Below are 13,706 nucleotides of genomic sequence, written 5' to 3' on the forward strand. Positions count from 1 at the left end.
GGCATCCCCGCATGACCAGCAAACCTAAAACGGCGGAACGCAAGCGCGGGTCCGGGGCGCAATTTGTCTATTCTATCCTGCGGGATGAGATCCTTGATTTAACCCTGCTGCCCGGCAGCCCGATCGACGAGATTCGCCTATCCGAGCGTCTTTCGATGTCGCGCACGCCGATCCGTGAGGCATTGGTGCGGCTGGCGAGCGAGGGATTGGTGACCACGCTGCCCAACCGTTCGACCGTGGTGGCGAATATCGACTTCATGAATCTGCACACCTTCTTTGACGCGATGACGTTGATGTACCGTGTCACCACGCGGCTGGCGGCGCAGTTTCATACCCCGGCCGATATGGCCAAGATCCGCGCGCGGCAGGCAGAGTTTGCCAAAGCTGTGTCGGCGCAGGACGCGCTGTCGATGATCGCCACGAACCGCGAGTTTCATGCCGAGATCGCGCGGGCGGGGCGCAACCCTTATTACGAATCGCTTTGTTTGCGCTTGTTGGACGAGGGGCGCCGTTTGCTGCGGATGTATTACCAATCCTTCGACGATCAGCTTCCCAGTGAGTATGTCCAAGAGCATGAGGATTTAATCGCGGCCATCGAGGTGCGCGATATCGGGCGCGCGGATTCTTTGGCGGAGACCCATGCGGATCAGATTGTAGGGCAGATTCAGGCGCTGATTTCGCGGGATCGACGGCAGCATATCGAACTATAACTAGAGTAAATGCGGGGTTTTTTCGCGCGCAGAAAGCTTTTGTCGATTTTCTGTCGACAAATAAAATACAATAGCTAAGATGCAGCCAACCCCGGCAATATCACAGCCGGATTCTATGAATGGAGAGACAAATGACCCCTTCGATTTTTTCCGGCTGCATCCCGGCCCTGATGACCCCCTGCACGGCAGACCGGAAACCCGATTTCGATGCGCTGGTGCGCATGGGCAAAAAGCTGATCGCCGATGGTATGAGCGCGGTCGTCTACTGCGGCTCCATGGGCGATTGGCCTTTGCTGACAGATGCAGAGCGGATGGAGGGCGTTGAGCGTTTGGTTGATGCGGGTGTGCCTGTCGTCGTTGGCACGGGTGCTGTGAACACCAAGCTGGCCGCCGAACATGCGGCCCATGCGCAAAGGGTCGGCGCGAAGGGGTTGATGTTGATCCCCCGCATCCTGTCGCGCGGCACGTCGGTTGCGGCGCAGAAGGATCACTTCAAAACCGTTTTGTCGGCCGCGCCAGAACTTCCTGCCGTGATTTACAACAGCCCCTATTACGGCTTCGCCACCCGCGCCGATCTGTTCTTTGCCCTGCGGGCCGAGCATTCGAACCTCGTGGGTTTCAAAGAGTTCGGCGGTGCGGATGATCTGCGTTATGCAGCAGAGAACATCACCAGCCGCGATGATGAAGTCACGCTGATGATCGGGGTCGATACCACCGTGTTCCATGGTTTCGTCAATTGCGGTGCCACGGGCGCTATCACCGGGATCGGCAATGTGCTGCCGCGCGAAGTGCTGCATCTTGTGGCCCTCAGCCAAGCCGCCGCGGCGGGCGATGCCGAAGCGCGCCAGCGGGCGCAGGAGCTCGACGCGGCGCTTGGTGTTCTATCCTCCTTTGATGAGGGGCCGGACCTCGTGCTTTATTATAAGCACCTGATGGTGCTTGAGGGCCATGGGGAATATGCGTTGCATTTTAACGAGACCGACGCTCTGACCTACAGCCAGCGCGGCTATGCCGAGGCGCAGTACCGGCTGTTCCGGACATGGTATGCCGATTGGAGCAAGCAGGGCGGCGCGGTCGCGAAATACGCCGCCTAATCCCCCTCCCAACTCTCCCCGGCTGGGCAGGCCCGTCGCACTTGCGGCGGGCCTTTTGCGTTGTTTTGCGCCCTTTCGAAGAAGATAATTGCAAACGCATATAAATTTGACTAGCATCTTTTCAGGGGCCAACGCATCGGGAGTGGGTGCGCCATTTGAGGGAGAATGTTTGAAATGAGTGCTACAGATTTAATGCGTGATTTTGGGGCGATGCTCGTCTCTGGCGGGGTCGAAGTGGTGGATTGTTCGGGCGTTCTGGGGCCGGATACGCCGATCCTGCAACTGCCAGCCGACTTTGCCAAGCCGACACCGAAGGTCGAGATTCACAAGATCAGCGAATATGACGAGGATGGCCCGTTCTTTGCATGGAACTGGATGGTGCTGGGAGAGCATTCCGGCACGCACTTCGATGCGCCGCACCATTGGATCACCGGCAAGGATTACGACGACGGGTTCACCGATACGCTCGACGTGCAGCGCCTCGTTGCGCCGGTGAATGTGATCGACTGTTCGCAGCAATCTCAAGAAGACCCGGACTTTCTGCTCGACGCCAAGGGCATCAAGGAATGGGAAGCGGAATATGGTGAGATCGGTAAGGGCGAATGGGTCGTCATGCGCACCGATTGGGACGCCCGCGTCGATGACGAAGCGCGTTTTCTCAATGCGGATGAGGCGGGCCCCCACAGCCCCGGGCCGACCCCGGATGCGATTGAATATTTGATGGACAAAAAGATCGTCGGCTGGGGCACCCAGTGCATCGGCACCGATGCGGGCCAAGCCGGTGGAATGGAGCCGCCGTATCCTGCGCATAACCTGCTGCATAAGAACAATTGTTTCGGTCTTGCCAGCCTTGCCAACCTCGACAAGCTGCCGCCCAAGGGCGCGATCCTGATTGCGGCACCGCTTAAGATCAAGAACGGTACCGGCAGCCCCATTCGGGCGCTGGCGCTGGTGCCGAAGGGCTGACCGGTGGCAGATACATCACCTTCCGAGGCGGGGAATGCGCCGCTGGATCAGATGGGCCTCGATAATTTCGCGCCCTATTTGATGAACCGGATCATGGGGCGGTATAACGCCGCCCTGTCGGCGGAGATGGCCGCGCTTGGGCTGACCACGCCGCAAATGCGCTCTCTCGCCGTGCTGTCGGTGACCGATGGCATCCTGATCCGCGAATTGGCCGTTTATGCTGTGGTGCAGCAATCCACGCTAAGCCGCGCGCTCGACGCGCTGGTGCGCGACGGGTTGGTGCGGCGCGAGACCGATGCGGCCGACAGCCGTGCCACGCGCGTTTATCTGACCGACAAGGGACAAGAGGCCTATGCAAGGCTTTGGCCGCATATGGCAGAGGCCTATGACGCGATGTTCAAAGGCATCGGCGCGGCCGAGAAAGAGGCCTTTGTGGCCACGCTGCGCACCATGCTGCGCAATATCCGAAAACACGATTTTTAAGAGGGTCCAATGGCCGAACGTTCGTTCAAGGCAGAGGTGGAGCACCTGCGCAAAGGGGATGGCGACGTCTTCACAGGTGAGGGTATCCTCGCGATTACCAAGGCGCTGTTGGAAAACGGGGTCGGCTATGTGGGCGGTTATCAGGGCGCGCCGATCTCGCATCTGATGGACGTGTTGGCCGATGCCGAAGAGCTTATGGGTGAGCTTGGCGTGCGGTTTGAGGCGAACGCATCGGAGGCCGCAGCGGCGGCGATGCTGGCAGCTTCGGTGCACTACCCCATTCGCGGGGCGGTGACCTTTAAGGGGCCGGTGGGGGTGAATGTGGCTTCGGACGCGCTGGCGAACCTCAGTTCCTCCGGCGTGACCGGCGGCGCGCTGGTGATCGTGGGCGAAGACTATGGCGAGGGCTCTTCGATCATGCAGGAGCGCAGCCATGGTTTCGCGATGAAATCACAGTTCTGGATGCTCGATCCGCGCCCCAACCTGCCCTGTATCACCAAGGCGGTCAAAGACGGGTTTGAACTGTCGGAGGCGAGCAACACGCCCGTCATGCTGATGGTCCGCATCCGGTCTTGCCATGTGACGGGCAGTTTCGAGACGCGCGACAACCAGCGCCCACCGCTGACCGTGGCCGAAGCCGCCGCCAACCCGCGCTCGGACTTCAACCGCGTGGTGCTGCCGCCGATGTCTTATCTGCATGAGCAGGACAAGATCGAAAACCGCTGGCCTGCCGCGGAAAAGTTCATCCGCGACAATGGGTTGAATGAGTTCTTTGGCCCCGAGAAAGCGCCCTTGGGCATCGTGGTGCAGGGCGGCATGTACAATTCGGTCATCCGGGCGCTGCAACGGCTGGGGCTGGCCGATATCCACGGCCAGACCGAAGTGCCGCTTTATGTGCTGAACGTCACCTATCCGCTTTTGCGGGACGAGTTCGACGAATTCTGCGCGGGCAAAGAGCATGTTCTGGTGGTCGAGGAAGGCCAGCCCGATCACATCGAACAGCAACTCGGCTCCTACCTCTACAGGCTCGAACGCAAGGTGAAACTGCACGGTAAGGACGTGCTGCCGATGGCGGGTGAATATACCGGGCAGGTGCTGCTCGATGGGATGACCGCTTTCCTTAAGATCGCCGCGCCCGAAATGCTCCCCGGCAAGGTCCGCGCGCCCAATGCCGAAGCGCCCGCGATCCCCGATCTGTCAGACACCGTGCCGATCCGCCCGCCGGGTTTTTGCACTGGCTGCCCCGAACGCCCGATTTTTGCTGCGATGAAACTGACTGAGCAAGAGCTGGGCAAGCACCAGATCACCGGCGATATCGGCTGCCACCTTTTCGGGTGCCTGCCGCCCTTTGAGATCGGCGGCTCGACCATGGGCTATGGCCTTGGCCCCGCTTCTAACGCGGCCTTCGACGGGGGCGGCGACAAGCGGGTGATCTCGATACTTGGGGATGGCGGATTCTGGCACAACGGGCTTTCGACCTCGATCGGGAACATGGTGTTCAACAAGTCCGACAGCGTCGCGGTGATCGTCGACAACTACTATTCCGCCGCCACGGGCGGGCAGGACGTGATGTCCTCGCGGGCGCATAACGACACGAAATCAACCAACAATCCGATCTCTAAGGCGCTCAAAGGCGTCGGCGTCGAATGGGTGCGCCAGATCGACCGGACCTATGACGTGGGTAGACTGCGCGAGGTGCTGCGCGAGGCGCTGACCACCGATTATAAGGGGCCGAAGGTCATCGTGGCCTCCTCGGAATGTATGCTCAACAAGCAGCGCCGCGAAAAGCCCCTGCGCAACAAGGCGATCAAGGAAGGTCGCCGCATGGAGGTGCCGCGCTTTGGCATCGATGCGGATGTTTGCACCGGGGATCATGCCTGCATCCGGCTCTCGGGCTGCCCGTCGCTGTCGCTCAAACGGCTCGACGATCCGCTGCGCGACGATCCGGTGGCGCATATTGATCAGACCTGCGTCGGCTGCGGCAACTGTGGCGAGGTCGCCGATACGGCGGTGCTTTGCCCGTCGTTTTACCAAGCGGATGTGGTGCACAATCCGACGCGGTTTGAGCGGTGGCGTGCCGATAAGTCCAGCCAGATCATCGCTTGGCTGCAAAGACGGCGCGACGCCAAGCGGCTGCGCAGCGAAGGAGTGACGACGTGAATTTGGTTCTGCCGCAAAAGACACCCGACGCGCGTGTCGGCGAAATCATCAAGCTCGCGGTCATGGCCGTGGGCGGGCAGGGCGGCGGCGTCTTGACCGGGTGGATCGAATCCATGGCCCGGGCCGAAGGCTATGTCTGTCAGGCGACCTCGGTCGCGGGGGTGGCGCAGCGCACTGGGGCCACGATCTATTACATTGAGATGGCGCCGAAAACCGCGTTTGAGCCGGTCTTTGCCCTCGCCCCTGCGGCGGGCGATGTCGACGTGTTGATCGCGGCTGAGATGATGGAAGTTGGCCGCGCCGTGATGCGCGGTTTCGTGACACCCGACCGCACCACGCTGATCGGCTCAACCCACCGCGCCCTTGCGGTGAGCGAGAAGATGGCCCCCGGCGATGGCATTGCCAATGCCGATGAAGTGCGCGCGGCGGCTGAGATCGCGGCGCAGAAACTGGTGCTCGAAGATATGGAGGGGCTGGCCGTGGGCGCGGGCTCTGTCATCTCGGCCTCGCTCTTTGGTGCTTTGGCCGGGTCTGGCGCGCTGCCGTTCCGCCGGGAGGCCTATGAGGATGCGATCCGCGCCGGGGGCAAGGGGTGGAGCCTTCGTTGCGTGCCTTTGCCGTGGGCTATGACGCGGCACAGGGCCGTCTGCCCAACGCCGCCCCGGTCCCTGTGGAAGACCCCGAAACCGCATTCCGCCTTGCCGGGCCGGACGCGCTGCAAAGCCAGTGGGACGCGCTGGTCACCCGCGCCGATGCGCTGCCCGAAGCGGTGCATGATCTGGCTTTTGCGGGGCTTGCCAAGGTCGTGAACTACCAAGACTGCGCCTATGGCACGCTCTATCTTGATCGGCTCGATACCGTGTTGGCCCGTGACAACGCCGCGCAGGACTGGCGGCTTTCGGCGGCTGCGGCGAAATATATTGCCAACGCCATGGCCTATGATGACGTTATTCGGGTGGCAGACCTGAAAACCCGCGCGCCGCGCTTTGCGCATATCCGGCAAGAGATGCGGGCGGGCGATGCCAACCTCATGCAGCTGACCGAATATTTTCACCCCCGCGCCGACGAAATCGCGGGCCTGATGCCTGCCCGTCTTGGCGCAAAGGTAGAGGCGAGCGAGAAGTGGATGGCGCGTCTGAACCGCTGGTTCGACAAGGGCCGCCGCCTGCGCACCGACAGGCTGCCTGCGTTTCTCATGCTGCATGTTCTGGGCGGGCTTAAAGGGTATCGTCTGAAAACCCATCGCCATGCCATCGAAGTCGCCCATCTCGACAGTTGGCTGTCGCGCTGTCTGGCGGAGGTCGAAGCCGATTACGACTCGGCGGTTGAACTGGTGAAATGCCGACGGCTCATTAAAGGCTATTCCGACACCCATGCGCGGGGGCTGGGCAAGTTCGACAAGGTGATGGATGCCGCCGCGCTGCTGCGCGGGCGAAAGGACGCGGCGCAGTGGATTGCACGTCTGCGCGAGGCGGCGCTGCAAGATGCCGAAGGAAAGGCGCTCGACGGGGCCATCGCGACGGTGCGGTCTTTCGTCTAGGGGCCGTGCCCGTTTTTTGGGCAGATGTGGGGCGGATCAACCTCCCGACGGTGCGGGGTCACCCAATCTCAGTTGACCGGGTGCCTCAGCCCCGCATAGCTGGGGGCGCACAAAGGGGGCCGCTGCCATGGAACTGTCGCATCTCATCGCCTTTAACATCGCGCTCATCGCGTCGATCCTCAGCCCCGGCCCGGCCTTTCTGATCGCGCTAAAGACCACGCTAAGTTCGGGGCGGCAGGCGGGTGTTGCGGTGGGGCTTGGGCTTGGCCTTGTAGCATCGTTCTGGACCCTCGCCGCGCTCTTGGGGTTGGAGGCGGTGTTCCTCGCTTTCCCATGGGCCTACGCAGTCGTGAAATCCCTGGGCGCGGTCTATTTGCTTTATGTGGCCTTTGGCATGTGGCGCGGGGCGCGGACGCCGGTGGCAACCACGGTGACCCCCGCCCGCCATGCCTTTCGGCAGGGGCTGATGATCAACATTCTGAACCCCAAATCGGTGCTTTTCGCCGCGGCGGTTCTGGTGGTCATCTTCCCCGAGGGGATGCGCCTGAGCGAGAACCTTTTGATCGTCGCCAACCACCTGATCATCGAAGTCGCCTTTTACACCACTTTGGCCTTCGGCATGAGCCGCCCGGCAGTGAGCCAAGGCTACCTGCGCGCGAAGGTTTACTTTGACCGGGTGGCCTCAGCGGTGCTGGGGCTTTTGGGGCTGCGCCTGCTGTTCGCGCGTTAAAGCTCGGCTTCCCACCGCCGCGACAGGCGCATCGCGCCGTTGATGATGCCGACCATGGAATAGGTCTGCGGGAAGTTGCCCCAGCCCTCGCCGGTGGCAAAGGCGGTGTCTTCGGACATCAGGCCAAGGTGGTTGCGGGCTTCCAACAGTTCTTCGAACAGCTTGCGGGCTTCCTCTTCGCGGCCAATCCGCGCCAGCGCATCGATCCGCCAGAAGGCGCAGACGTTAAAGCCGACCTCGGGCACGCCGAAATCATCCGCCTCTTCGTAGCGCAGCATGAAGGGGCCGCGGCCCAGCACTTCGGAAAGACGCTCGACCGTGGCGATGAACCGCGGGTCTTTCGGTGGCAGGAAACCGACCTCTCCCATCAGCAAGACACTGGCGTCCAAGGTGCTGCCGCCAAAGCTTTCGACAAAGGCGCCGCGCTCTTCTGACCAAGCGTTGTCGAGGATCTTGTCGCGGATCACCTCGGCGCGCTCGGCCCAGAGGGCGGCGCGGTCGTCCAACTTCAAATGGCGCGCAATCTTGCCCAAACGGTCGCAGGCAGCCCAGCACATCAGCGACGAAGACGTGTGAATGCGGGCACGGCTGCGCAGCTCCCAAATCCCGGCATCAGGTTCGTCGTGCAGCTCCCACGCCTGCTCGCCCAAGGGCTCAAGCTGTTCAAAGGCCGTGCGCCCGGTGTTCATCGGCAGGCGGTGATCAAAAAACGCGGGCGCTGCGCCAAGGATGATATTGCCATAGGTGTCGTGCTGGAAATGCTCATGCGCCTGATTGCCGATCCGCACCGGCCCCATCCCGCGGAAGCCTTGCAAGCTGGGTGAGATACGTTCGGTTAACGCCGTCTCAAGCCCGAGCCCTAGCACGGGCTGGATATGCCCGCCTTCGGCATCCGCCACGGCATTCATCAGCCATTGGAAATAATGCTCCAAGGTGCGGGTCGCGGCGAGACTGTTGAGCGCGCGCACGGTGAAAAACGCATCGCGGACCCAGCAATAGCGGTAATCCCAGTTGCGCCCCGAATCCGGCGCTTCGGGCAGAGAGGTGGTGATCGCGGCGATGACACCGCCCGTGGCCTCATAGCTGCAGAGTTTCAGCGTGATCGCGGCGCGAATGACGGCCTCTTGCCACTCGAAAGGGATCGCCAACCGCTGCGTCCAGCGCTGCCAATAGCGCGTGGTTTTGGTTCGAAAGGTGGTGCCAATCTGCTCAGGACTGTCCGACAGTGTCTCGTCCGGGCCAAGGATGAAGGTCATTTCCCCTTCGAGGTTGATCATGCGCCCGTCCAACACATGGTCGATCGGCGCGTCGGTGGTCAGGCGCATGTTCTGCTCAGGCCCGACAAAGCGCACATGGTTCGACCCGCGGGTAAGCGTGGGGGCCACCTCTCCCCATTGAAAGCGCGGTTTTAGATGCATCCGCACGCGGGGCGAGCCTTCGATCCGGCGGATTTGCCGGACCAACATCTGGGGGCGAAAGCTACGGCCATAGGCGGTGAAACGGGGGCAGAAATCAACAATCTCAACCGCGCCCTTGGCGCTGCGCAGGACCGTGCGCAGGATCGCGGTATTGGGCAGATAGCTCTGTTCGCTTTCTGTCATGTCTTCGAGTTCGACGGCAAACTCCCCGTCGCCCTCTTCGCCCGCGCCGTGGCCCATCAGACTGTGAAAGACCGGATCGCCGTCAAACCGTGGCAGGCAAAACCAGTTGATCGCCCCTTCGCGGCTGACCAGCGCCGCAACCGCGCAATTCCCGATGACACCCAGATCCATAAGTTCCTCTTTTCTATTCTCGATGCGTCTGCCGGGCGGGCCGGATCAGCGCAGAATTTCTTTCAGCCAATCGGCAAAGCCGGCCACATCTGCGATGCGATGTTGTGCGTCGGTTGGCCCTTGGCCGATCTTGATGCCAAAGCCACCCATGGCCTGCGCCGCGCGAAAGCCATCTTCGTCCGTTACGTCGTCGCCTACCATTACCGGCAGTCGCTCGGCAAAGGCGGGGGAGGCCATGAATCGCGTCACCGCGCCGCCCTTGTCGACACCTTTTAGGGCGACTTCGCTGACCATCTTGCCATGCAGGCCGCGCAGGCTGGCGTCTTCGCCAACCAGCGTATCGACAAAAGCGCGGCAGGCCTCGCCCTGATCGGGGGCCTTGCGGTAATGCAGCGCAATCGCGCCGGGTTTGCGTTCTGACGTCACCCCATGCAGCACGGCGAATTCTTCCACCCGGTCGATCACGGGGGCGGGGATCCCTGCGCTCTGCTTTGGGGCGTGATCCGCCGCGGTGCTCAGCCGCAACTCTAACCCATGCGAGCCAGAGACCGGCAGCCGCAGCGCGCCCAAGATGCGGTCCACATCCGCCAGCGCCCGGCCCGAGATCACCGCCACCGCCCCATTGGTCTGCGCAACGAGTTGCGTCAGCAGGTGGCGCGTCGCCTCCGGCAGGCAGGCGTCTTCGGGGTTGTCGACGATGGGGGCCAGCGTGCCGTCGAGATCAAGGAAAAACGCATGGCGCTCAAGCGGGATCACGGGCGGCAGATTGCTGTGCGACAGGGTGGTGCTATCCATAGGGTCTGGTCTATCCGTTTCAGGGCACTGGGATTTTCAGTGCGCGGGCGTTCTCACGAAACCTATGCGCCGGCGCAGCGAAATCAAAGGATTTATGCCGCAACTGCGCAAAGATGCGCGTCCTGCGGGGCGGGAACCCAGCCAATGCAGCGGCGTTTGCCTAGACGAAGGGCAATCTGCGCGCCCCCGCAAGACCCCGCATCACACATTCGGAACCCCAGATGACCGCACCGTCCACGCTTAGGTACTACCCCGACAGCAAACCCGGCATTGCGCGACGGCGCTGCGGCCGGGGGTTTTCCTATCACGCGCCCGATGGCCGCTGCATCAAGGACAAGGCCGAACGCGAACGTCTGGTAAAACTGGCGGTGCCCCCGGCCTATGAGCAGGTCTGGATCAGCCCTCATGTCAACGGTCACTTACAGGCGACGGGGTTCGATGCGCGGGGGCGCAAACAGTACCGCTATCATCCGCTCTGGTCCGAGGCGCAGGCGCAGGAGAAATACGCAAGCCTGCCCGAATTTGCCGAGACCCTGCCGCGCATCCGCCGCCGCGTGCGCCGGGACCTCAAGGAAGAGTTGGGCGAACGTGACTTTGCACTGGCCGCCGCTGTGGCGATGATCGACCGCCTGTCGCTGCGCGTGGGCAATCAAGTCTACGCCAAGACCAACCGCACCTATGGCACGCTGACCTTGAAACGGCGGCATCTGGTCTTGAAAGATGGGAAATTGCAGGCCTCCTTCATGGCGAAGGGCGGCAAGCGGGTCCGCCGCCAGATCGCTAACCGCACCCTGATGCGCGCCTTGGAGAAAATCCGCGATCTGCCGGGCGCGGACCTGCTGACATGGCTCGACGAAGAGGGGGAGCCGCGCAGGCTGACTTCTTCGGCCCTGAATGACTATATCGCCGAGGCCGCTGGCACCGAAGGGTTCTCCGCCAAGACTTTTCGCACTTGGGCCGGGTCTGTCGCGGCCTTTGACGTGGCATTAAAGGACGACAAACCGACCATCAAAGCCATGGCCGAAGCGGCGGCCCAACGGCTGCACAACACGCCCACCATTGCGCGCAACAGCTATATCCATCCGCAGGTCATCGACCTTTGCCAAAACCCCCAAGACCTGCCGGACCCACCTGATATTGACGATCTGACCCAAGCCGAACGGGGGCTTCTGGCCTTTTTGCGCAGCACCGCGTGACCCTGAATTGGCGGGACGGGCGAACTTTAACCGCGCTCAGGCATTGTAAACATGAATGGTGGTATCGCCCGGCTGCAGAAGGACTGAAATTTCATGAACGAGACAGGTGGGCCAACCCTCAGCGGTGTCCTTGACCAGATGGAGCATCTGTCCGGCGGCGCGGATCGGCAGATTACCGTGGAAGAGATCATCGATTGTCTGGGCAAACATTCATTTGCTTCGACGATCCTGACCTTCAGCCTGATCTCTACCTCTCCGGCCAGCGGCATCCCCGGCTTTACGGCGTTTATCGGGTTGGTGGTCTTGTTTTTAGTGGTGCAGATGATCTTTGGCCGCGAGAGCCTGTGGCTGCCGGGCTTTATCATGCGCCGCGACATCGCTGCGAAGAAGCTGCGTGCGGGGGTGCGCTGGCTGCGCCGCCCGGTGGATTTCGTGGATCAATATTTGCATCAGCGGTCGACCTTCATCCTGCACCGCCCGTGGATTTACTTGCCGCTGTTGATGGTGATGGCCCTGTCGATGTTCATGCCGTTCATGGAAATCGTGCCCACTTCCGGCTCTATCGCCTCGGCCATGATCGCCATTTTCGCGGCGGGCTATCTGATGCGCGACGGCAGGGTCGTGATTTTTTCGATGGTCTTGATGTCCCTGCTTCCCGTGGGGGTTGCATGGTTCTTTCTTGGGCGCTGAAAAAATAATCGCAGCGGTTTGCCATGCTGCGCCTGCAAAAGAATTGACCAAAGCCGACCAAGCTGGGAACCTTTACCAACCTAAACCATTAAACCGTTAGTGGTGGTCGGCGTTCCGCCTTAGCAGGCTCGGCGGCCAAAAATTGATTGTTCCCGAGGCATAAAATGGCTGGCAGATTAATTGTAATCTCAAATCGCATCCCGTCAGAGGCCGCCCCCTCCGGTGGGTTGGTCTATGCGCTTCATGAAACCCTGCGCAAGATCGGCGGCATCTGGATCGGGTCGCACCCGGAAACCACCGAAACCCCGTCAGAGAGCCTGAGCGAATATGGCGATCAGGGCAAATACACCCGGCTGAGCTTCAGCCTCAGCCCCGAAGACTACAAGAATTTCTACCTCGGTTTTTCGAACTCGGTGCTTTGGCCGGTCTGTCACCGTCGCGGCGATCTGGTGGAGTTGGACCGGGGGTTCGAGCGGGGCTACAGCGCCGTTAACGCGCGCCTTGCGCGGCAGGTGATGAAGGTGGCCCGGCCGGACGATATGATCTGGGTGCACGACTACCACTTCTTTCCCCTCGCGACAGAACTGCGCAAGCTGGGTTTTGCAGGTAAGATCGGGTTTTTCCTGCATATTCCTTTCCCCGCATTGGGCGATATGGGCGCCCTCCCGCGGGAGGCCAATCTGGCGCATTGGCTGGCGGACTATGACCTTGTGGGCCTGCAAACCCGCGCTGACGTGGCGCGTTGCCTTGAAATGTTCCGCGCCGAAACGGACTCCGAATTCTTGATGAACGGCACGATCAAATGCGGCTCTCGGGCAGTGGCGTTGAGATCATTCCCCATCGGGATCGATGTGGAGACCTTTGTGCAGGCCGCCCAAGGCGGCAGCGCGCAGGACCGGCTTGCCGATGATATGGCGGGGGACATCGTGATCGGGGTGGACCGGCTGGACTACTCCAAAGGTCTGCCAAACCGCTTCCGCGCCTTTGGCCGCTATCTGGAAACCCGCGATGAGCGTGAGCGGCGGGTAAGCATGGTCCAGATCGCCCCGCCAAGCCGCGAAGAGGTCGCCGCTTACCGCGAGTTGCGCTACGAATTGGAAGAACTTGTCGGCCGGGTGAACGGCGAACATGGAGAGATCGATTGGACCCCGCTGCGCTATATTCACCGCAACCTTGATCGCGATCTCTTGGCGCGGCTCTACCGCCGTGCGCGGGTGGGGATCGTCACCCCCTTTGCCGATGGGATGAACCTTGTCGCCAAGGAATATGTCGCGGCGCAAGACCCCGAAGACCCCGGCGTGCTGATCCTGTCGCATATGGCCGGCGCCGCCGAAGACTTGACGGATGCTATTCAGGTCAACCCGTACGACATCGAGGACATGAGCGAGGCGCTCAAGACCGCGCTTGCCCTGCCGTTGGAGGAACGCAAACGCCGCCATGCCAGTTGCATGGCGCAGGTGCGGGCGACGGATGTGAACCGCTGGAGCCAGAACTTTGTCGAAGCGTTACAAGCCTGCCTGCCTACACTGGTGACCAAACCCGCCGCGCGGGAATGGACGGACGCCTAGCG

General features: G+C 61.7%; 13 protein-coding genes. 11 read left to right on the forward strand and 2 right to left on the reverse strand.

Annotated elements, in window-relative coordinates; all coding sequences use genetic code 11:
* Positions 1 to 11: 11 nt before the first annotated feature.
* From ACFQAU_RS19985 to ACFQAU_RS20020, 8 genes are all read left to right on the forward strand, one after another.
* Complete coding sequence (locus tag ACFQAU_RS19985) at positions 12 to 710, forward strand: GntR family transcriptional regulator (protein WP_120352335.1); 699 nt, start codon at positions 12 to 14, stop codon at positions 708 to 710.
* Positions 711 to 841: 131 nt separating this feature from the next.
* Positions 842 to 1,804: a dihydrodipicolinate synthase family protein gene (locus ACFQAU_RS19990; RefSeq protein ID WP_132445343.1), complete on the forward strand. Its 963-nt coding sequence runs from the start codon at positions 842 to 844 to the stop codon at positions 1,802 to 1,804.
* A gap of 174 nt (positions 1,805 to 1,978) precedes the next feature.
* Positions 1,979 to 2,770 carry a cyclase family protein gene (locus ACFQAU_RS19995; RefSeq protein WP_120352447.1) on the forward strand — a complete coding sequence of 264 codons (792 nt, stop codon included), beginning with the start codon at positions 1,979 to 1,981 and terminating at the stop codon, positions 2,768 to 2,770.
* A 3-nt stretch (positions 2,771 to 2,773) separates the two neighbouring features.
* Positions 2,774 to 3,253 carry a MarR family winged helix-turn-helix transcriptional regulator gene (locus ACFQAU_RS20000; protein WP_240791622.1) on the forward strand — a complete coding sequence of 160 codons (480 nt, stop codon included), beginning with the start codon at positions 2,774 to 2,776 and terminating at the stop codon, positions 3,251 to 3,253.
* Between the two features lie 9 nt (positions 3,254 to 3,262).
* Positions 3,263 to 5,413 (forward strand): thiamine pyrophosphate-dependent enzyme, encoded by a 2,151-nt coding sequence (locus ACFQAU_RS20005; protein WP_132445340.1) that lies wholly within the window; start codon positions 3,263 to 3,265, stop codon positions 5,411 to 5,413.
* Positions 5,410 to 6,222, forward strand: coding sequence for a 2-oxoacid:acceptor oxidoreductase family protein (locus ACFQAU_RS20010; RefSeq protein WP_386284832.1), 813 nt, complete (start codon positions 5,410 to 5,412; stop codon positions 6,220 to 6,222). Before ACFQAU_RS20005 ends, ACFQAU_RS20010 begins: the two co-directional genes overlap by 4 nt.
* Entirely contained in the window at positions 6,219 to 6,953 is a 735-nt protein-coding gene (locus ACFQAU_RS20015; RefSeq protein ID WP_386285104.1) for a DUF6537 domain-containing protein, read from the forward strand. The genes ACFQAU_RS20010 and ACFQAU_RS20015 overlap by 4 nt, the downstream gene beginning before the upstream one ends.
* A 127-nt stretch (positions 6,954 to 7,080) precedes the next feature.
* Positions 7,081 to 7,683, forward strand: coding sequence for a LysE family translocator (locus tag ACFQAU_RS20020; RefSeq protein WP_132445333.1), 603 nt, complete (start codon positions 7,081 to 7,083; stop codon positions 7,681 to 7,683).
* On the opposite strand, the gene ACFQAU_RS20025 is transcribed toward ACFQAU_RS20020, so the two are convergent.
* Both ACFQAU_RS20025 and otsB read right to left on the reverse strand, forming a co-directional pair.
* Complete coding sequence (locus ACFQAU_RS20025; RefSeq protein ID WP_132445330.1) at positions 7,680 to 9,455, reverse strand: glycoside hydrolase family 15 protein; 1,776 nt, start codon at positions 9,453 to 9,455, stop codon at positions 7,680 to 7,682. The genes ACFQAU_RS20020 and ACFQAU_RS20025 overlap by 4 nt on opposite strands.
* Positions 9,456 to 9,500: 45 nt before the next feature.
* Positions 9,501 to 10,250 (reverse strand): trehalose-phosphatase, encoded by a 750-nt coding sequence (gene otsB / locus ACFQAU_RS20030; RefSeq protein WP_132445327.1) that lies wholly within the window; start codon positions 10,248 to 10,250, stop codon positions 9,501 to 9,503.
* A gap of 221 nt (positions 10,251 to 10,471) precedes the next feature.
* Here otsB and ACFQAU_RS20035 point away from each other — a divergent pair, with 221 nt between their 5' ends.
* The 3 genes from ACFQAU_RS20035 (at position 10,472) to ACFQAU_RS20045 (ending at position 13,704) form a co-directional block, all read left to right on the forward strand.
* Positions 10,472 to 11,446, forward strand: coding sequence for a DNA topoisomerase IB (locus ACFQAU_RS20035; protein ID WP_132445324.1), 975 nt, complete (start codon positions 10,472 to 10,474; stop codon positions 11,444 to 11,446).
* 93 nt (positions 11,447 to 11,539) lie between these two features.
* Entirely contained in the window at positions 11,540 to 12,136 is a 597-nt protein-coding gene (locus ACFQAU_RS20040) for an exopolysaccharide biosynthesis protein (RefSeq protein ID WP_120352343.1), read from the forward strand.
* A 164-nt stretch (positions 12,137 to 12,300) separates the two neighbouring features.
* A complete protein-coding gene (locus ACFQAU_RS20045) occupies positions 12,301 to 13,704 on the forward strand; it encodes an alpha,alpha-trehalose-phosphate synthase (UDP-forming) (RefSeq protein ID WP_240791621.1) in 1,404 nt (467 codons plus the stop codon).
* Positions 13,705 to 13,706: the final 2 nt, after the last annotated feature.

Source organism: Sulfitobacter profundi (genome assembly GCF_042661425.1).
Lineage (GTDB): Bacteria > Pseudomonadota > Alphaproteobacteria > Rhodobacterales > Rhodobacteraceae > Sulfitobacter > Sulfitobacter profundi.